Here is a 17,169-nt window from a genome sequence, read left to right as displayed (position 1 = left end):
AACCAATCTTATCTCTCCTTGTCCCCTTTTCCCTTTGTCTATATGCCTGTTTAAGGAGCTAGAGCATTACCGCGAAGTAAGCTACCAATAGTCTTAGCAGTAATTTTCAACTGAGTGATGGGATTAGCTGGCACAACAGTTTTGTACAGATAGCTATCAAAGGTAAGCCGCTGTACATCGAGATCGTCACACATTTCTACAAAAGCTTCACGTGTGGCGTCGGAACGATAAAATACAGACTGTAGTATGTCTAAAACCTTATAGGTCAGACCGTACTTCCTATCCCAACGCTTCAGATAGACCTTGAGGTCAGCTTCTGTAGGAATGCGGCTACCACCGTTGGACATTTCTACTATGGTTTCAGCACACATCCGTCCGGATTTGGCAGCAAAGTAAATGCCTTCACCAGAAGATTTGGTAACGTATCCGGCAGCATCACCTACCAAAGCAATCCTGCCCACGACACGGCGAGGACGGGGATGTTCGGGAATGGGGTGTGCTTCGACCTTGATAATTTTACCGCCAGCGAGTTTTTTAGCAGCACGGGCGCGAATACCAGCTTGTAGTTGCTTGATACTCGCCTTGTTAACGTGCATTGTGCCAGTACCAACCGCAACGTGGTCGTATTTGGGGAAAACCCAAGCGTAGAAGTCTGGAGAAACATCATCACCGACGTACATCTCGGCGAGATCTTCGTAGTACATCATTCGGTCTTGGGGAAGACGAATTCGCTCTTGGAAAGCGATCGCATAATTATAATCTCCCGCATCCATTTCTTTAGCAATGCGAGAGTTAGCTCCATCTGCCCCTATAATCAAATCGACTTTTAGGGTTTTGGCAATTCCCTGGGCGCTGCCTTGTGTATGGTCTACGTAATGAATGGTATAAGGATCGGTATTGTTGGTGGGAATATCGAGTTTATGAACAGTGGCATTAATCAAATTTGCGCCCAGTTTTGCCGCACGATTGCGTAGATAACCATCTAGCACGTGCAGATGTGGAATCGCTACAAACAAACGGCGGATTTTAAAGATGGTAAACCCTGGCTGTTGCGATTCTTCGACCAAATTCGATTTTATCCGGTTTCTCATGGAGAACTCGTGCGGCTCCGAGAGGATTTTATTGAAGGTAAGTTCAAACTCAAGGTAGAAGAAACCACGTTTAAATTTCGCGACTATCAACAGTTTTTGCAGGAAATTGCAGCAGAGGCGACGATATTCAAAACCCGCCAGCAAATTGCCTTTCGAGAAGAACGCGATCGCTGGACAGCCACAACCCCAGAGGAAAGCGCAATTGCTCCTGTGGATTCTGCACCAGCACCTGCAATGACTATTCCCGATGATTGCTACGCCCTAACCGCACCAACGACGGCAAACGTCTGGCAGGTGTTAATCAAACCGGGGGATCGCATCGCTGAAGATAGGAGTGCGATCGTGTTGGAAGCAATGAAACAGGAAATGACCTTGCTTCCAGATGACCCAGGAACGGTGGTAGAAGTCCTTTGCGAACCGGGACAACTCGTGACCGCCGGACAGATATTGGCAATTATTCGAGGAGAGACAACATGATAAACTTTATCGGTCTGGATATTGAATCACTCCTCAAAACTTATCGCAGCGGTCAATTGCAACCAACGGATGTCATTGAGGAAGTCTATCGCCGCATTGATGCACGGGGAAACGATGCTGTCTGGATTCATCTATTACCAAAAGCAGAGGCGCTGGCTCAAGCTCAAACCCTCGCTGGCAAAAATTTACACGACTTGCCTCTCTACGGTATACCTTTCGCCGTGAAAGATAACATCGATGTGGCAAAAATCCCTACGACTGCTGCCTGTCCTGCTTACAGTTACATCCCCGAAAAAACGGCAACTGTCGTCGATCGCTTGCTTCAAGCTGGGGCAATTTTTATCGGCAAAACCAATCTGGATCAGTTTGCAACGGGATTGGTGGGTGTGCGATCGCCCTATGGAGCCTGTAGCAACGTTTTCCATGAGGATTATATTGCAGGTGGCTCTAGTTCTGGTTCCGCCGTAGCTGTTGCAGCGGGGCTCGTCAGCTTTTCCCTGGGTACCGATACAGCAGGTTCTGGAAGAGTTCCAGCGGCATTTAACAACATTATCGGACTCAAACCCACTAGAGGTGTCTTGAGTATGTCCGGGGTAGTGCCCGCCTGTCGCTCCCTTGATTGTGTTTCCATTTTTACATTGAATTGCCAAGATGCTGGACTCCTATGGCAAGTAGCCAGTGGCTGTGATGCCTCCGATAGTTATTCCCGCGAAGTTCCACCACAAACCGCAGCAATTCCACCATCATTTTCCTTTGGAGTGCCCAAGGCAAATCAATTGAATTTCTTTGGCAATGCAGCAGTGGCGGAATTGTACGAGCAGGCATTACAGCGATTAGAGGAGATTGGTGGGAAGCGTGTTGAAATTGATTTTCAGCCCTTTCATCAAGTTGCTAACTTGCTCTACTCCGGACCTTGGGTGGCAGAACGGCTCGCCGCCATTCAATCCTTCTTTGAAACTCAAGCTAATGCCATTCATCCCATTGTGCGCCATATTATTAGCAATGGTTTGCACTACACGGCGGTGGATACCTTCAAAGGTTTTTACACTCTAGAAGCACTAAAGAAAGAAGCAGCACAACAATGGCAAAAAGTCAATGTTTTGGCATTGCCGACTGCGGGAACTATCTACACCAAAGCAGAAGTAGAAGCCGACCCGATTGCCCTCAACACTAACCTAGGCTACTATACCAATTTCGTGAACTTGCTGGACTTGTGCGCGATCGCCCTTCCGGCTGGCTTTTGTCCTAATGGTTTGCCCGGTGGCATCACTTTAATGGGGCAAGCGTTTCAAGACAAGGCACTGTGTCAATTGGGTGCTCGCTATCACCATCACATGGGCACCACCTGTGGAATAACTCTGTGAGGAATTTTTGCGTGTCAAATATATCCACCGATAAAATTAGTCTTGCTGTCGTCGGTGCCCATCTTACCGGGCAACCGTTGAATTATCAGCTGCAAGAGCGCCATGCGACCTTACTAAAAACTTGCAAAACCGCTCCCACCTATCGCTTCTACGCCCTTGACAATACCCAACCCCCAAAACCTGGATTAGTTAAAGTTCTTGATGGTTCTGGAGTAGGCATTGAGGTAGAAGTTTGGCAACTGAGTGCAGAAGGTTTCGGTACTTTTGTCGCCGCAGTACCCCCACCCCTAGCGATTGGCACCTTGGATTTGGAAGATGGTTCCTCTGTCAAAGGGTTTTTATGTGAACCTTATGGGATTCTAAACGCACAAGACATTTCCCAATATGGGGGCTGGCGCAATTATTTAACGAGTTTACGGTAGAGGCTCTCGGGCGTTCGCCCTGACAAACAGCAGCAAACGATCGTTCTCCCTGACAACGGTTGTAAATATTAGTGGGGGCGATCGCCAAATCACCCCCACCTTATTTTTCTCCTATGAATTAATAGCACCAGCCCTCTTGGAACAGATATTTACTCAGCAATATTAACCAACCCTGGAATTTCTGAATCCGCCAACGTGGGCGCTGTAAAAATTTGGGAATATAAACTTGTTGGTTGCTGTTCGGCAACAACTGGTAGAACTTGACGGGCATGCATTGCGACTGCCACAGTCTTCACATCATAAGTTTGTGTCGCTAGTTTGGGATAGAAGCCGATGCCAATGATGGGAACTAATAAGCAAGCAGTGATGAACAGTTCGCGAGGCTTGACATCCTGTACTACAGCATCTAAAACCAATTCTTGACTTTGCTTACCGTAGAAAACTTCACGTAGCATGGACAGCAAGTAAATCGGAGTCAATATCACACCAACTGCTGATAGAAGCACAACAACAACTTTGAAACTAGAGCTGTAAACATCGCTTGTCGCAATTCCCAGGAATACCATCAACTCACCCACAAAACCGCTCATTCCGGGTAGTGCTAGAGAAGCCATCGCACCTGCTGTGAAGAGAGCAAAGGTTTTGGGCATAACTTTTGCCATACCGCCCATTTTGTCCATCATCAAAGTGTGAGTCCGTTCGTAAGTCACACCGGAGAGGAAGAACAAGCTCGCAGCAATCAAACCGTGGGATACCATCTGCAGCATTGCACCGCTGATGCCCATTTCTGTGTAGGAGGCAATACCAATCAGGACAAATCCCATGTGGGCAATTGATGAGTATGCCAAGCGACGCTTGAGGTTGTTTTGAGCAAAGGCACAGCAAGCCCCCCACTCTCCCACTCCCCCTCCCCTGCTCCTGCGACAAGTAACAGAACGAGTGCAAATGGGTCGGCAAGTTTTGGGGTATCTGCGCGTCAGCCATCCCTGGTTTGAAGTTACCAAACCCAGCCGCCAGTTAATTTTTGACCTAGCATTAGGGACTGGATTGATGGTCATCTCCGTTGCAGCAAGCGGTTGGTTTCTTTCAGGTAAAGCAATGGAACCAGTGCGCGAGTCCTATCAACGCCTCAAACAGTTTACTGCTGATGCTTCTCACGAACTCAGAAGCCCTATTACCTTGATTCAAACTAATGTCCAAGTTGCTCTTGCCGATCTAGAGTTAGCACAAACAGAAAGTATTACTCCCTCTCACTACAAACAACAATTAAAAGTTGTAGAAAGACTGACACAACGCCTCGGTAAGTTAGTGAATGATTTACTATTTTTAGCAAGGCAAGATAGTGGGATTGGCAAAGAAATTTTTTCCCCCTGTCCTATTGATGCTTTGTTAATGGAAGTCGTTGAAGAGCAACAACTCTTAGCAACAGAAAAAGGTATAACCCTATCTCTAAATTTAATTGACCCCCCTGCTTCACAAACTAGCCATGAATTACTGGATAATTGGTTTACGATTGTTGGGGACTGGAACCAACTCGTGCGGTTGTTTACAAATTTAATTGCCAATGCTTTACAGTACACTTTACCCACAGGAGAAGTAAGTGTTGCACTGGCACGTATAGACGCAACAAACCGTGTTTCCGGGCTGCGTCATAGCAATGCCTATCTACAAATTCAGGTGATGGATACCGGAGTTGGTATTCCTGCAGAAGCAATCCCTCGCCTTTTTGACCGATTTTATCGTGTCGATCCCGCACGTACCCACATCGCAGGAAACACGCGTTCGCCAAGTTCAACTGGTTCTGGTTTGGGGTTGGCAATCGCTCAAGCAATTGTTCAAAACCATCAAGGTCTTATTCAAGTAGAAAGTACTCAAGGCATTGGCACCACTGTTACTGTCACTTTACCCGTCACTCTTGACAGTTAGGTTAGTAGTTAGTTGTCTTCCTACTAACCACTAACCATTAACTCCTAACTCCTAACACCTAAAATTGCAAATGCTTCTCATGGCAGATAAAAAGGTGTTTCCTGTGACAGATGTATGGCGATCGCTTTACCTACTAATTTAATGGCAATGCTTGATGAAGTGAGCCATAAATTCAACTTCTAGCAGTTTTGCAAACTACTTTTAGAATTCCTCTCACCTTCGCGGTAGTTTTGCAAGCTGCTAGTTTACTCTTGGCAAAAATGACTTCAAATTCAATGCATTAAAAACAATGCATGAAGGAGGGTTAGATGACAATTCCCATTAGAGAAGATGTCGCTTATATTATACTAAAAAAAATACAAGAAACTGGGGACGAAATGCACGAAGTTGGTTTTACAGAAACCGACTTAGCGGGCAGAGAGATGACTCCAACTGACCTTTTAGGTCATTTGGATTACCTGAACCAAATGCATTATATCAATGCAGAATTTACGGGTAATGCCTACGGTAATCAGGAAGACGTTCCTGATGTAGCGAATCCCAAAGAAGTTGACTTTAGAATCGCCAATACCTTTGGTGCAGCAGATGGTCCTTTGCCTCATTTAATCACCTTTAAAAAGGCAGAACTGACTGAAAAAGGTCAGAAAATGCTAGAAAAAATGGAGGCAAACCCTCCTAAAGCACTAAGAGAAGGACCCGCAGTTCCCATCGCTACAAAAGATATGCCTTTTTTAGAGAAGGTGATGCTGAGGGGCAACCTTGAGGATATCTTTGACGCTAGGGACATAACCGAAGTCGTTTATCGAGTCATGCGCGACTTGATGACGACAGAAGCTGCCGACCGAGTTGCAGACGAACTGCACAAACCAGCTGAAATCACAGAAGACAAATCTCTGGCAATGGAAATTGCAGAGTTATGGAGAGATACCAATCCCCTCGTAGGCTTCCTCAGCCGTGTTCGTCCACCTTGGCAAGGTCCTGGTATTTTCAAAATCGATTCCGACCGCTTTTTATTTAGAGTTGCAAATGAAGGTGGATTGCAAGCAAATGTAGACCGCGAAATGGTCGTTAAAGCTGTGTTTTCTGCCACCAAAGACGAATTATCGCAAGAAAGAATCCAGGAAATAGCAAGCTGGTTACCCGACCATGTTCGTCAACTTTGGGAAGAAGCTTAATTAAATAAGCCTGCAACCATCACTGTGAATTCCCATCATTCCACAGCCCGCACTAGCGGGCTTTGTTTGTCTAAACTCACCTTCTTTAAAGAATGAAAGATGTCATAAAAGTTGACAAACTTCTTACTTGGGGTAGAAAGACTTATTTAAGCTACTATTTGTTTTCATCTCTATAGTTAGAGTAAGAAAGTATTAATAATTGTTATATTTAACTTATTACCTCGAGTGCATTTATAAAAACTATTTTCTATACATTTCTCAGGAGAAAAATATGAACAATTCATATCCAATTTTAAACAAATCAGCACAAATTTTCGGTGCTATTTGTGGAGGATTGCTTATTGGTTTATCAGCTATTCCTCTAACATTAGCTCAGCAAGTCTCCCAACCTCAACAAAGAGCAAATGCCAAAGTTAACCCCTGCCCTAGCATTTTCTACGAAGAACCTCACAATAACAGAGTTTTGGTTCCTCAAGGATGCCCAGCCAATGCCATAACCCAACAGTTATCATCTCAAGGTAATGCGGCTGTAAATGTTGTTCCTGCTAACCCAACAGAAGAACAGATAAGGTTGGGTGTTGGTGGTGAAGCACCCTCTGGGAACAATCAAAACTACTCCGGCAGACAAAATTCTGCAACTGTAACGCCACTACCACAACAGGAACAATCCCCCATCGCTTCTGTTACCCCTACAAATGGACAAGTCTCTGTCAGAATCAAGAATGACACAAACGCTGTGATTAACTACGAAGTCATTGGACACACAGACCGACGCATTCTTGCAGGAGGACAAGAAGTGGTACTGCAAAACTTACCAGTACCCGTGACTATCACCACTGTTCGCCAAGATAATGGTTTTGTACAAGTGATTCCAGTGTCCACTCAGTCTGGATTGATAGAGTTTTCTTTGAATGAACAGGCAAACCCCACTAACGAGCAAGGTGTCATTAGAATTCAACAAAGCGGACAGGTTTACTTAAATTAAAGGGTTATTGACACACCCACCCCTTGAAGTAGTAGGGTGGGCAATGCACAATATACACTTGATATTGAGCCGGAAGGACGTTTAACTTTACCTAAAGAAATCCAACAAACACTCAATTTAGAATCAGGCGATCGTCTAATTCTAACGCTTGAAGACAACGGAAAAATCCAATTAGTCAGCATTAAACAACAAGTGAAAAAACTAAGAGGTTTATTAAAAGATAAATTACCTGATAGAAACTTGGTTGATGAACTCATTCAAGAACGTAGACAGGAGTACTTAAGTGAATAAATCTGTGTTAGATGCTTCTGCCCTTTTAGCTTATCTTAGAGATGAACCAGGAGCAGAAATTGTAGAAAATGCCTTGATTGATGGGTGCTATATAAGTATTATTAATTGGATAGAGGTATTATCAAAAGTTGTAGATTTAGGAGAATCACCAGACGACATTATTAAACAATTAAGAGATGAAGGATTATTACCAAATAGTCTAGAAATAATTGCTTGTAGCGAAGAAGATGCTATAAACATAGCTAAATTTCGCTCTTTAACTAAAAGTTCAGGATTATCATTAGGTGATAGAGCTTGTCTTGCTTTAGGCAAACGCTTAAATTTAGCTGTATTAACAGCAGATAAAGTTTGGAGTAGTTTATCTCTGGAAATTACGATTAATTTGGTTCGTTGAGGAAACTAACCGTCAGTCACGTAAAAATAACAATGCCAGCAGCAAACTATATCCCACAAAGGCTTAAAAGTTTCTGCGCTATGGTCTCCTAATACCCAAGCCAAAATTCCAAGAGTAAAAATGATTTACTACCGTCCATAGCCAGATTTTGTTTTTTTTGAGCCAAAAGGTATGCGGTACTGAGTTACAAACGTTGCAAGGTCATAGTAAGGGTATCCAAGCTGTAACCATTACCTCCAACGGAGATTGGGCAATTTCTGCTGCTGACGACTGCACGCTCAAAGTGTGGGATATTGAAAATGGCAAAGAAATTCGCACTTTAACAGGTCATGAAGACCGGGTTTGGGGTGTAGCAGTAACACCAGACGGAAAAAAGGTAATTTCTGCTTCCTGGGATAGCAGCCTCAAAATTTGGGATTTAGCCACTGGTAAAGAAATCGATACTCTCAAAGGTCATAATGCACAAGTCCTCAGCGTTTCGGTTTTTCCTGATGGTTCAAAAGTGGTTTCCGTTGCTAGCGATCGCACCTTAAAGGTCTGGGATTTGGAGAAAGGAAAAGCGATCGCTAGTTTCAGTACGGATAGTACCCTCCTCACTTGTACTGTTGCCCCAGATAATACAACTATAGTCGCAGGGGATATATTGGGATGTGTACATATCCTGCAATTAGAAGGTATGGATAAACTTGAGGAGCGATCGCCTTACCCAATCCCCTATATCTTAAGCCATGACAGATGAAGATTTAAAACGGATTATTGACAGGATTACCGAAGGACAACACTCTGAAACAGAGTTATCCCTGTTGCGTCAGGCGTTAAGTGCTGCGGATAATCGCCTACTAACTCTCCAATTGGGTAAGTATAATGTCAAGATTGGAGAAGGAAAAGATATTCATATAGGCGATCGCATTTATCAACAGTGGGATGAGGAAGCGATAGAAGCCTTAGTTAAAGCCATTCAAGCAGCAAGCAGTATTCATCAAAAAACTCAGGGTGGGGACGCAGCCGGAAGAGATATTGATAAGCGTAATGTTTATGAAAATTGTACATTTATTCAATTGCTGTCTAAAGACAAAAAATTTGTTAATTTTTCTCAAGAATCTTTAAGAGATTTAGATTTTTCTGGTATCCCTCCAGAGAGTATTCAACAAGCGTATCAAGACGCTTTACCTCCCGATGCCAGTGTATGGAATTTAGAGGGAAATAATATTACACAAATATTACAAGAACTTGATGAATTTAGAAGATTGTTTGAGTTTTTTAATAGATTAAGCCAAGATGAAAATCTTCCTCAAGAGATTCGTAATAAATTGAGCGGGATTGCTAAAGCACTAGCATCAAAAAAGCACTCAGAAGACAATGGAAACAAACTCTCAACAGATTTTTTTTCTAACAAAGAAGGACAACTTGAATCCTATTTAATCGCTACCCTTGAGCGCTGTGATGATGAGAATGAACAGTTTTTACTGAATGCTTGGTTAATTATTGATGACTCAGTACCAGGAAATGATTTATCTAAGTTTACATCATTACTTGATAAAGATGAAGGGCAACAGGGAACGCTATGTAAATTTCATGACATACCAAAACAACTGAACAAATTTCTGAAGACAAGTTTAACATATCTTAGAGGTAAACAATATCAGTTAATTATTGAATTATTTTTACCTATGGATTTGATGAGTACAGAGGTAGATCGCTGGAAAATTTCTGACCCAATTGTAGAGGAAATAACTTTAGGTATTAAGTATCCAATTCGACTGCGATCGCTAGAACGTTTGAATCTTGACTATTTAGATCGGTATCTGTCTGATTGGTATAAGTGTTGGAAAAAGGTTAAAACTGTTTTACACAACGAACCAATTCAAGAACTATTTGAACATCTGGAAGAAATGGAAACTTTTAATTGGAAGTCGTTGAGAAATAGTTTAAAGGAAAAAATTGGACTTAAGGTAACTTGCGCTCCCCCAAAAGCCAAAACTAGGGATTTATTTCAAGCCATCTTACACAGCACAACACCAATTGCGCTTTGGACAAGACGCGATCTTCCTAATTTCGCTCAAGTGGCTGCAATAGATGAAATATTAACTTTTAAACCATTATGTCATTTATGTGAATCAGTTAGACAAACTAGAGAAAAAGCAGATGCTCAAACAGAGGAACATTTAGGTTTTCATTTAGCCGTTCTATGGGAAGACCCCCATCGTCTTACCCCTGATGTCATGCTTGAATTAAAACCCCCCGGACAATAATCATGAGGTGAATTTAAAAACATGACTGATTGGAAAATTTTTCAAGGCAATAGTACACCGCACGATAATATTAACCGTCTTCCTCCTCCCCCAAACTGGCGGAAATTTTTGGGTGCAGATGATGAGATAGTTGAAGAAATTGAGCAACGCTGGCAAAATTTTTGTAATGGACTAGAGCAGAATATAAGGAATGAGGAACGGGGGAAAAGTTTCCGGATTCACACCGATCAAAGTAATGACAGAAATACTGTTATTAATATGGTAAATGCAGCCCTGTATTTAAGACGACCTTTGTTAGTTACAGGAAAACCGGGAACGGGTAAAACATCTTTGGCTTATATATTGAAGATCGCTTGGGTCATTTTAAATACCTGATTTTCTATCTGAGTTGTGGTGCTCTAGCAGCTTTATGTCAGTGGATAATTGGTATAAATTCCGCAATTCCTTCTTTGGGGGCAAGTGGTGCCATTGCAGGAGTTTTGGGTGCTTACATTATCCGCTTTCCCCGTACAGGAGTTGTTTCATTAGTCTTTTTGGGCTTTTTTATTACTACAATCAGAGTTCCTGCAATGCTCCTTATAGGAATTTTTATTGTCCAAAATGTGATATCCGGTCTGGCTAGCTTACAACCATCCGCCATGAGTATGGAGACAGGAGGAGTCGCCTATTGGGCTCATATTGGTGGTTTTGTGTTTGGTTTAATTCTTGGTCCATTACTGGGGTTGTTTAGGCAGGATTGATAGGAATATCTAAAGTCACCACTAAGACCCGGTTGTTCAGAATCAAACCGGGTTCCCCGTTCCCTCTTAATAGTAAAATAATATACCTTTGAAACTAAGAACTAAACTGTTTGCAGTACTGTGGGAAGATTATTGATGAGTTAAATCTTGTTAACAATCTGATGTTGCATTGAAGCCATCCCATGTCCAAAATCTTGAAATCCTGGCTGCATAACAGCCTCATTGCATTGCTGCTGGTAACCCTATTTTTAGGAATAAGTACAGCTGGGTGGACACCATCTTGTCGTGCTGCGCTACCTGCCGGAAATGCCATTACTGATGGTAGGGCTCTTTTGCGGTACGCACTTCCAATAGATAATAAACCAGTGCGGCAATTGCAAGAGAGTTTAGAAGACATATCCAACCAACTGCGAGCAAATAGACGTTGGGGCGCTATCTCTAAAGACCTGAGCAAAGCATCGCGCATTCTTGATAAACCCGCCCAACTATTAGCCAGTGTTTCAGAAGAAAAAAAACCGCAAGCTGAGGCTTGGATTTCTGAGTTGAAGTCTGGCGTTAACACTTTGCAAGAAGTTGTTAAAACAAAAGATAAAGAAAAAGTTTGGGAACAACGGGCTAAATTGCTAAATTTGGTGAGTCTTTTAGAAGAGTCAATGGTCAAGGAATACCCCTTTGAAGTACCAGATGAATATAGCAATTTACCCCAACTCAAAGGTCGTGCAACTGTAGAAATCAAAACCAGTAAAGGTGACCTGACTGTCGTTGTAGATGGTTATAGCGCCCCTGTCACTGCTGGAAATTTTGTGGATTTGGTGCAACGTGGTTTTTATAATGGCTTGGAATTTACTCGTTCTGAAGAATCCTACGTGTTGCAAACTGGAGATCCACCAGGGAAGGAAGTGGGTTTTATCGATCCGAAAACAGGCAAATACCGTGCTATTCCACTAGAAGTCCTCGTACAAGGTGATAAAGAACCTACATACGGTATCACTTTAGAACAGGCAGGTCGTTATACGGATTTACCAGTCCTTCCTTTTTCCGCGTTTGGTGCTTTGGCATTAGCGCGTCCCGAAGGTGATGTGAATGGTGGTTCTTCACAATTCTTCTTCTTCTTATTTGAGCCAGAACTGACTCCAGCAGGACGCAATCTTTTAGATGGTCGCTATGCCGTTTTTGGTTATTTGACTGAAGGGAAAGAAGTTTTGGATCAACTGAAAGCAGGTGACAAAATTGAATCTGCCAAAGTGATTCAAGGGACAGAAAATTTAATCGAACCCAATGTTGCGTAAATAGCTATCAACTATCAGCTATTAGCTATTAGCTGATAGCTGATTAACCAAGATGACTGGCAGCAAATACTTGTTCGACAGTCATTAAAATCGGCGATTAGAAAATGTTGAATCGTGGGTGGGTTTATGAGTTCCAACCTGCCATCCACCAACTCATAGTGAAAACCCATTCCATCATAGGTTAAATACTCTTCAAAGGTGAGAGTAGTTGTTGGTATGGTGACCATACCAACAGACTCCAAAGCGTTACTTTTATCGTAACTTAATCAAGGAAATTATTCAGACGATATTGTAATTTTAAAGAGGGTTTGTGAATAGTGAATTATCTTCTTTGCGAGTTCAAGATATCGGAGAACAAGGGCTTTTAACAATATTGCAGCGTTATTGCCCTTCAGACATTATTGGGGATGATGCGGCTGTGCTTTCTACTGAACCCGGTCAATCTTTAGTGGTAACTACTGATGTCTTGGTTGATGGTGTGCATTTTAGCGATCTCACGACTTCTCCAGAAGATGTTGGTTGGCGAGCATCTGCGGCAAATTTATCTGACATAGCGGCAATGGGGGCAACTCCATTAGGCATTACTGTGGGGTTAGGACTCCCCGGTGATGTTTCTGTGAGTTGGGTAGAGCGACTGTACCAGGGAATGACACAATGTTTGGGACAGCACAATACACCAATTGTCGGTGGGGATATAGTACGATCGCCCACCATAACGATAGCTATTTCCGCATTCGGTCAAGTCAACCCATCGCGTACCATTCGACGCGACAAAGCGAAAGTAGGAGATGTCATTATTGTGACAGGCGTCCATGGAGCGTCAGCAGCTGGCTTGCAATTGCTTCTACATCCCGAACTAGGAAAACAACTCAGTGACAGCGATCGCGCAGAACTGATCGCAGCACATCAAAGACCATTTCCCAGATTAGACGTTCTACCCATACTCTGGGAAATCCTCGATCCCCCCTCCCTCCCCATCTCCGGAATGGATAGCAGTGACGGTTTAGCAGATGCTGTAGTACAAATTTGCCGCAGCAGTGGAGTTGGGGCTGTTATTGATAGGGATCGAATTCCTCTACCAGCAGCATTTGATTGGTGGCTGACAAAGGAACAAGCACTGGAATACGCTTTATACGGTGGAGAAGATTTTGAACTCGTGTTGTGCTTGCCAAAACCAGCAGCCCAGAACATTGTACAAAAGCTTGGGAATAAAGCTGCAATCATAGGAGCGATCGCGCCTGAGTCAACAGTAATTTTACGTAATTCAGATAAAAAAATTCCCGACCAAGTTCTGACTCTCAGTCGGGGATTTCAACATTTTGGTCATTAGTCCTTAGTCCTTGGTTTTTAGCAAATGACAAATGACCGATGACTAAGGACAAAGGACTACTTGGACCATTTTTCGGCTACTAATTCTGCTAAATCGAGAACGCGCTGGCTGTAACCCCACTCGTTGTCATACCAAGCCATGACCTTAACTAAGTCGCCACCCATAACCAGAGTCAGGCTGGCATCAATGATGGAAGAAGCATCAGTACATGTAAATGCATCTGAAACCCTTACTAATGAACGCCACTTGCTACAACTCTGGAAACCAGAGCAACGCAGTGGCTCCCAATGACAGATGACTGGGGACGACCCTTACCAGTTACGTTTTTTCTTACCGACCTACTTACCTCATCTTTTTAAAGCAAGTAATTCCTGGGGAGAAGCTAAAAGCTTAATCCTTGTATAGACAATTTGTCGTTGTTGGTTGAGTGTAAAAAACCATAAAACATTGACGCCACACCAAGATGTTTGGGCTTTGCCCGTAACTTGAAATTGAATTTGTTCCCCATCCAATTCTTCAGAAATCCCTTCACGGGGATAAGCTTTCAGGTCTTGAGCTTCCTGTTGCAAGTAATGGACGATCGCATTTCGCCCAACAAGACCAGATTCAAATGGGGGATGCATGACTCCATCTTCTGCAAACAAAGCAGCGGTTTGCTCAAAATCTCCTGCATTCAAAGTTTGAAAGTAACTTAGTATGGTTGGTTCTGTAACTCCCTCAATTTGAAATGGTTCGCCTACCTTTGTAGGTGTGGGATTGGCAGCAGTCATAGATATACCTATAGCACGTTAGCTCAATTATTAATTTGTATAGAAAAGCAGTTGCTGATAAAAGCTGCTTTTGGCGTATTAATGTTTGTCAGTGGAAATCAATCTGCAGATGGAAGATGGTTATATTGTTGGTAGGCACTGTTAATAATGGTAGGCAGTCCCTACCCTACTAACCCCTAACCCCTAACCACTAACCACTAACTACTAACCCCTAACTACTAACCACTAACTACTAACCCTTAAAAAGAATCGTTCCCTAAAGGGAAATAGGGAACGAGAATTGGAAAGTTGGGAGGATAAAGTAGGGATTAGTCAGCTAGGGGGTCTACGCCCATGTCTGCTACTACTTTACGGAAGACAGTAATTTGTTGGCCGAAGTCCAATTGCTTGAGTTCTTCCAACACCTTTACGCCATCACGAGAGAGTTGATAGCCACCGGGCATGGGAACGACGAAACCTTTAACCATCAATTCTGATAACTCGTACCAGAAAGCTAATTTTGTGTTGTTGCTTAAAATACCGTAGGAGCGAGAAACTTGAGTATCTCTCTTAGCAGCCAGGTCGCGCATGACCTGTAACTGTTCGGAGTGAGACATCTTTTTAATCCGATCTAATAAACCTTCGGCTAACTGTAAACGTGCTACACCTGTAGCGGCTGGTGTAATGGAACGACCCATTTCGGTGTAAGCATACCAGAGTACTGCCAACTGGTCATCCACGCTCAGACTCTTAAATACAGCGATGGAGGAGGAAACAGCATCACCTGGCTGGGTGCTGTAGTTGAAAGCACTGTAGAAGTTGCTTTGTGTTGAATCAGTAAAGAATGTCATGATGGCACCACAGTCGATTAGTTAGTTTGCTGCTATCGTGTGAGGCTTGTGTTCTTTTTGTGTTGCCCCTTGATTTACATATTGCATTATTAATTTACAAATTGCAAATAAAATTTACATATAATATCTGTAGGGAAAAGAAATAAGAGTATTGACTGACTGATATAGAATAATGGAGCCATAGCCGTGGCAAATCTGAGATAAGATAAATGAATCGATCCCCAGGAACAAATAGCAGTGACATTAAAGAAAAAGCCCTGAGCTTGGGGTTCCACAGGGTAGGAATTGTTGCTGCAGATGAGGGTGAAACCGCAGAAAGTCAACGATTACAAGCATGGCTGGCATTGGGTTACCATGCTGATATGGAATGGATGGCTAATCCCAAACGTCAAGACATTTTTGGGGTCATGCCAGAGGTGCGTTCTATAATTTGTGTGGCTCTCAACTACTACACACCCCATCAGCGCCCTGAAGGAAAAGAATATGCCAAAATTTCTCGCTATGCTTGGGGACGCGACTATCATAAGGTGATGCACAAAAAGCTCAAAGCCCTAACACTCTGGTTGCAAGAACGCGAAGTCAAAGCCCGAGCTCGGTATTATGCAGATACTGGTCCGGTTCAAGATAAAGTATGGGCGCAAAAAGCCGGAATAGGTTGGATTGCTAAAAATGGCAACGTCATAACTCGAGAATATGGCTCTTGGGTCTTTTTAGGAGAAGTGCTGACAAATCTGGAGTTGGAATGCGATCGCCCCCACACCCAACATTGCGGGAACTGCACTCGCTGTATAGAGGCTTGTCCTACAGGTGCTATTACCGATCCATTTGTCATAGATGCCAATCGCTGCATAGCCTACCATACAATTGAAAATCGCAATGAAAAATTACCTGAGACAGTGAAACCCCATTTACAAGGCTGGGTAGCAGGTTGCGATATTTGCCAAGACGTTTGTCCTTGGAACCAACGTTTTGCCAAAGAAACAGATGTTGTAGAGTTTCAACCGTACCCTGGGAATATTGCACCGAAGTTGGTAGAATTAGCGGAAATATCAGACCGAGAGTGGGATAGGCGATTCCCAGCCTCGGCATTGCGACGGATTAAGCCAGAAATGTTACGACGAAATGCTCGTACCAATCTAGAGGCATTGCACCAGGCGGTAGAATGACCCAGAAAGTAATTATTTTTGATTTTGATGGTACGGTTGCGGATACGCTTGATGCTCTTGTAGGTATTGCCAACCGACTTGCTCAAGAGTTTGGCTATATACCAATCACTCAAGAAGAACTTACCCTTTTAAGAAACTTAAGCTCTAGAGAAGTGATTAAGTATTCAGGCATTTCAATTTTTAAAATACCGTTTCTAGTGAAGAGAGTTAAAACAGCGTTAAAAAACACAATTAAAGAATTAAAGCCAATCTCAGGTATCAAAGAAGCCCTAATAGAACTCAAGAGTGAAGGTCACAGATTAGGCATTATTACCTCTAACTCTCAAGACAATGTCATAGATTTTCTGAAAGCCAATGAACTTGACGATCTGTTTGAGTTTATTTATTCAGGAGTCACTATTTTTGGTAAAACTACAATAATTAACAACGTATTAAAACAAAAACAAATAAAACCTCAAGAAGTCATATATGTTGGAGATGAAACCCGAGATATAGAAGCATCTAAAAGAGCAAATATTAAGGTGATAGCAGTCACTTGGGGCTTCAATTCACAAGAAGTGCTTGCACAACAAAATCCTAATTTTTTAATCGATCGCCCTAGTGAATTATTAGAAGTTCTAAAAAATTGTTAACTGGTCATTGGTCATTGGTCATTGGTCATTAGTCC

General features: G+C 42.8%; 17 protein-coding genes and 7 pseudogenes. 17 read left to right on the top strand and 7 right to left on the bottom strand.

The genetic code is table 11. The annotated features are described in order from the left end of the window. Positions 1-50 precede the first annotated feature (50 nt). Positions 51-1,091, bottom strand: a complete 1,041-nt coding sequence (chlP, locus tag ACYRY3_RS03420) for a geranylgeranyl reductase (protein ID WP_460200361.1) — start codon at positions 1,089-1,091, stop codon at positions 51-53. Between chlP and ACYRY3_RS03415 the strand changes: the two genes are divergently transcribed. The 3 genes from ACYRY3_RS03415 to ACYRY3_RS03405 are packed head-to-tail and all read left to right on the top strand — an operon-like array spanning position 996 to position 3,354. Next, positions 996-1,568: an acyl-CoA carboxylase biotin carboxyl carrier protein subunit gene (locus tag ACYRY3_RS03415; protein ID WP_460200360.1), complete on the top strand. Its 573-nt coding sequence runs from the start codon at positions 996-998 to the stop codon at positions 1,566-1,568. The genes chlP and ACYRY3_RS03415 overlap by 96 nt on opposite strands. After that, positions 1,565-2,932, top strand: coding sequence for an allophanate hydrolase (atzF, locus tag ACYRY3_RS03410; RefSeq protein ID WP_460200359.1), 1,368 nt, complete (start codon positions 1,565-1,567; stop codon positions 2,930-2,932). The genes ACYRY3_RS03415 and atzF overlap by 4 nt, the downstream gene beginning before the upstream one ends. A gap of 11 nt (positions 2,933-2,943) precedes the next feature. Beyond that, positions 2,944-3,354, top strand: a complete 411-nt coding sequence (locus tag ACYRY3_RS03405; RefSeq protein ID WP_460200358.1) for an allophanate hydrolase-related protein — start codon at positions 2,944-2,946, stop codon at positions 3,352-3,354. A gap of 149 nt (positions 3,355-3,503) precedes the next feature. Here the strand turns inward: ACYRY3_RS03405 and ACYRY3_RS03400 are convergent. Further along, positions 3,504-4,247 (bottom strand): annotated as a pseudogene (locus ACYRY3_RS03400) (proton-conducting transporter transmembrane domain-containing protein); the annotation flags it as partial. A 16-nt stretch (positions 4,248-4,263) separates the two neighbouring features. Between ACYRY3_RS03400 and ACYRY3_RS03395 the strand changes: the two are divergent. The 5 genes and pseudogenes from ACYRY3_RS03395 to ACYRY3_RS03375 form a co-directional block, all read left to right on the top strand. After that, a pseudogene (locus ACYRY3_RS03395) lies at positions 4,264-5,280 on the top strand (sensor histidine kinase); the annotation flags it as partial. Positions 5,281-6,002: 722 nt separating this feature from the next. After that, the gene (locus tag ACYRY3_RS03390) at positions 6,003-6,455 is read left to right on the top strand and encodes a DUF2267 domain-containing protein (protein ID WP_460200376.1); all 453 of its coding nucleotides are present in this window, start codon (positions 6,003-6,005) and stop codon (positions 6,453-6,455) included. A 271-nt stretch (positions 6,456-6,726) separates the two neighbouring features. Beyond that, the gene (locus tag ACYRY3_RS03385) at positions 6,727-7,440 is read left to right on the top strand and encodes a hypothetical protein (protein ID WP_460200357.1); all 714 of its coding nucleotides are present in this window, start codon (positions 6,727-6,729) and stop codon (positions 7,438-7,440) included. A 36-nt stretch (positions 7,441-7,476) separates the two neighbouring features. Beyond that, on the top strand, positions 7,477-7,731 hold the full coding sequence (locus tag ACYRY3_RS03380; RefSeq protein ID WP_460200356.1) for an AbrB/MazE/SpoVT family DNA-binding domain-containing protein: 255 nt from the start codon (positions 7,477-7,479) through the stop codon (positions 7,729-7,731). Then, entirely contained in the window at positions 7,724-8,125 is a 402-nt protein-coding gene (locus tag ACYRY3_RS03375; protein WP_460200355.1) for a type II toxin-antitoxin system VapC family toxin, read from the top strand. Before ACYRY3_RS03380 ends, ACYRY3_RS03375 begins: the two co-directional genes overlap by 8 nt. Positions 8,126-8,133: 8 nt before the next feature. On the opposite strand, the pseudogene ACYRY3_RS03370 reads toward ACYRY3_RS03375, so the two are convergent. Continuing rightward, positions 8,134-8,284, bottom strand: a pseudogene (locus ACYRY3_RS03370) (IS1 family transposase); the annotation flags it as partial. Between ACYRY3_RS03370 and ACYRY3_RS03365 the strand changes: the two are divergent. The 5 genes and pseudogenes from ACYRY3_RS03365 to ACYRY3_RS03345 all read left to right on the top strand — a co-directional run bounded on the left by ACYRY3_RS03365 (position 8,274) and on the right by ACYRY3_RS03345 (position 12,406). After that, on the top strand, positions 8,274-8,864 hold the full coding sequence (locus ACYRY3_RS03365) for a WD40 repeat domain-containing protein (RefSeq protein ID WP_460200354.1): 591 nt from the start codon (positions 8,274-8,276) through the stop codon (positions 8,862-8,864). The pseudogene ACYRY3_RS03370 and the gene ACYRY3_RS03365 sit on opposite strands and share 11 nt — an antisense overlap. After that, positions 8,854-10,377 carry a VMAP-C domain-containing protein gene (locus ACYRY3_RS03360; RefSeq protein WP_460200353.1) on the top strand — a complete coding sequence of 508 codons (1,524 nt, stop codon included), beginning with the start codon at positions 8,854-8,856 and terminating at the stop codon, positions 10,375-10,377. Before ACYRY3_RS03365 ends, ACYRY3_RS03360 begins: the two co-directional genes overlap by 11 nt. Before the next feature lie 21 nt (positions 10,378-10,398). Continuing rightward, positions 10,399-10,716 (top strand): annotated as a pseudogene (locus tag ACYRY3_RS03355) (AAA family ATPase); the annotation flags it as partial. After that, positions 10,704-11,117, top strand: a pseudogene (locus ACYRY3_RS03350) (rhomboid family intramembrane serine protease); the annotation flags it as partial. The pseudogenes ACYRY3_RS03355 and ACYRY3_RS03350, both read left to right, overlap by 13 nt. Positions 11,118-11,299: 182 nt before the next feature. After that, on the top strand, positions 11,300-12,406 hold the full coding sequence (locus ACYRY3_RS03345) for a peptidylprolyl isomerase (RefSeq protein WP_460200352.1): 1,107 nt from the start codon (positions 11,300-11,302) through the stop codon (positions 12,404-12,406). A gap of 80 nt (positions 12,407-12,486) precedes the next feature. Here ACYRY3_RS03345 and ACYRY3_RS03340 read toward each other — a convergent pair. Continuing rightward, positions 12,487-12,633 (bottom strand): annotated as a pseudogene (locus tag ACYRY3_RS03340) (Uma2 family endonuclease); the annotation flags it as partial. An 83-nt stretch (positions 12,634-12,716) separates the two neighbouring features. Here ACYRY3_RS03340 and thiL point away from each other — a divergent pair. Further along, positions 12,717-13,736 carry a thiamine-phosphate kinase gene (thiL, locus tag ACYRY3_RS03335; RefSeq protein ID WP_460200351.1) on the top strand — a complete coding sequence of 340 codons (1,020 nt, stop codon included), beginning with the start codon at positions 12,717-12,719 and terminating at the stop codon, positions 13,734-13,736. Positions 13,737-13,792: 56 nt separating this feature from the next. On the opposite strand, the pseudogene ACYRY3_RS03330 reads toward thiL, so the two are convergent. After that, positions 13,793-13,945: pseudogene (locus ACYRY3_RS03330) on the bottom strand (type I glyceraldehyde-3-phosphate dehydrogenase); the annotation flags it as partial. Between ACYRY3_RS03330 and ACYRY3_RS03325 the strand changes: the two are divergent. After that, positions 13,875-14,027, top strand: a complete 153-nt coding sequence (locus tag ACYRY3_RS03325) for a hypothetical protein (RefSeq protein WP_460200350.1) — start codon at positions 13,875-13,877, stop codon at positions 14,025-14,027. The pseudogene ACYRY3_RS03330 and the gene ACYRY3_RS03325 overlap by 71 nt on opposite strands. A gap of 56 nt (positions 14,028-14,083) precedes the next feature. Here ACYRY3_RS03325 and ACYRY3_RS03320 read toward each other — a convergent pair whose 3' ends face one another. Beyond that, positions 14,084-14,506, bottom strand: coding sequence for a nuclear transport factor 2 family protein (locus ACYRY3_RS03320; RefSeq protein WP_460200349.1), 423 nt, complete (start codon positions 14,504-14,506; stop codon positions 14,084-14,086). A gap of 308 nt (positions 14,507-14,814) precedes the next feature. Next, positions 14,815-15,336 carry an orange carotenoid protein N-terminal domain-containing protein gene (locus tag ACYRY3_RS03315; RefSeq protein WP_460200348.1) on the bottom strand — a complete coding sequence of 174 codons (522 nt, stop codon included), beginning with the start codon at positions 15,334-15,336 and terminating at the stop codon, positions 14,815-14,817. A 209-nt stretch (positions 15,337-15,545) separates the two neighbouring features. Here ACYRY3_RS03315 and queG point away from each other — a divergent pair, with 209 nt between their 5' ends. Both queG and ACYRY3_RS03305 read left to right on the top strand, forming a co-directional pair. After that, a complete protein-coding gene (queG, locus tag ACYRY3_RS03310) occupies positions 15,546-16,502 on the top strand; it encodes a tRNA epoxyqueuosine(34) reductase QueG (RefSeq protein WP_460200347.1) in 957 nt (318 codons plus the stop codon). Continuing rightward, a complete protein-coding gene (locus ACYRY3_RS03305; RefSeq protein ID WP_460200346.1) occupies positions 16,499-17,134 on the top strand; it encodes an HAD-IA family hydrolase in 636 nt (211 codons plus the stop codon). The genes queG and ACYRY3_RS03305 overlap by 4 nt, the downstream gene beginning before the upstream one ends. Positions 17,135-17,169: the final 35 nt, after the last annotated feature.

Source organism: Scytonema sp. NUACC21 (genome assembly GCF_054684315.1).
This window is presented reverse-complemented; position numbering and strand designations above follow the sequence as displayed.

Excerpts from the sequence above, each read along its gene's own strand:
- queG (WP_460200347.1), top strand. The coding sequence starts at position 15,546 with ATGAATCGATCCCCAGGAACAAATAGCAGTGACATTAAAGAAAAAGCC.
- ACYRY3_RS03345 (WP_460200352.1), top strand. The coding sequence starts at position 11,300 with ATGTCCAAAATCTTGAAATCCTGGCTGCATAACAGCCTCATTGCATTG.
- ACYRY3_RS03390 (WP_460200376.1), top strand. The coding sequence starts at position 6,003 with ATGCCTTTTTTAGAGAAGGTGATGCTGAGGGGCAACCTTGAGGATATC.
- ACYRY3_RS03305 (WP_460200346.1), top strand. The coding sequence starts at position 16,499 with ATGACCCAGAAAGTAATTATTTTTGATTTTGATGGTACGGTTGCGGAT.
- atzF (WP_460200359.1), top strand. The coding sequence starts at position 1,565 with ATGATAAACTTTATCGGTCTGGATATTGAATCACTCCTCAAAACTTAT.
- ACYRY3_RS03320 (WP_460200349.1), bottom strand. The coding sequence starts at position 14,506 with ATGACTGCTGCCAATCCCACACCTACAAAGGTAGGCGAACCATTTCAA.
- ACYRY3_RS03315 (WP_460200348.1), bottom strand. The coding sequence starts at position 15,336 with ATGACATTCTTTACTGATTCAACACAAAGCAACTTCTACAGTGCTTTC.
- chlP (WP_460200361.1), bottom strand. The coding sequence starts at position 1,091 with ATGAGAAACCGGATAAAATCGAATTTGGTCGAAGAATCGCAACAGCCA.
- ACYRY3_RS03385 (WP_460200357.1), top strand. The coding sequence starts at position 6,727 with ATGAACAATTCATATCCAATTTTAAACAAATCAGCACAAATTTTCGGT.
- ACYRY3_RS03360 (WP_460200353.1), top strand. The coding sequence starts at position 8,854 with ATGACAGATGAAGATTTAAAACGGATTATTGACAGGATTACCGAAGGA.
- ACYRY3_RS03325 (WP_460200350.1), top strand. The coding sequence starts at position 13,875 with ATGACCTTAACTAAGTCGCCACCCATAACCAGAGTCAGGCTGGCATCA.
- ACYRY3_RS03415 (WP_460200360.1), top strand. The coding sequence starts at position 996 with ATGTGGAATCGCTACAAACAAACGGCGGATTTTAAAGATGGTAAACCC.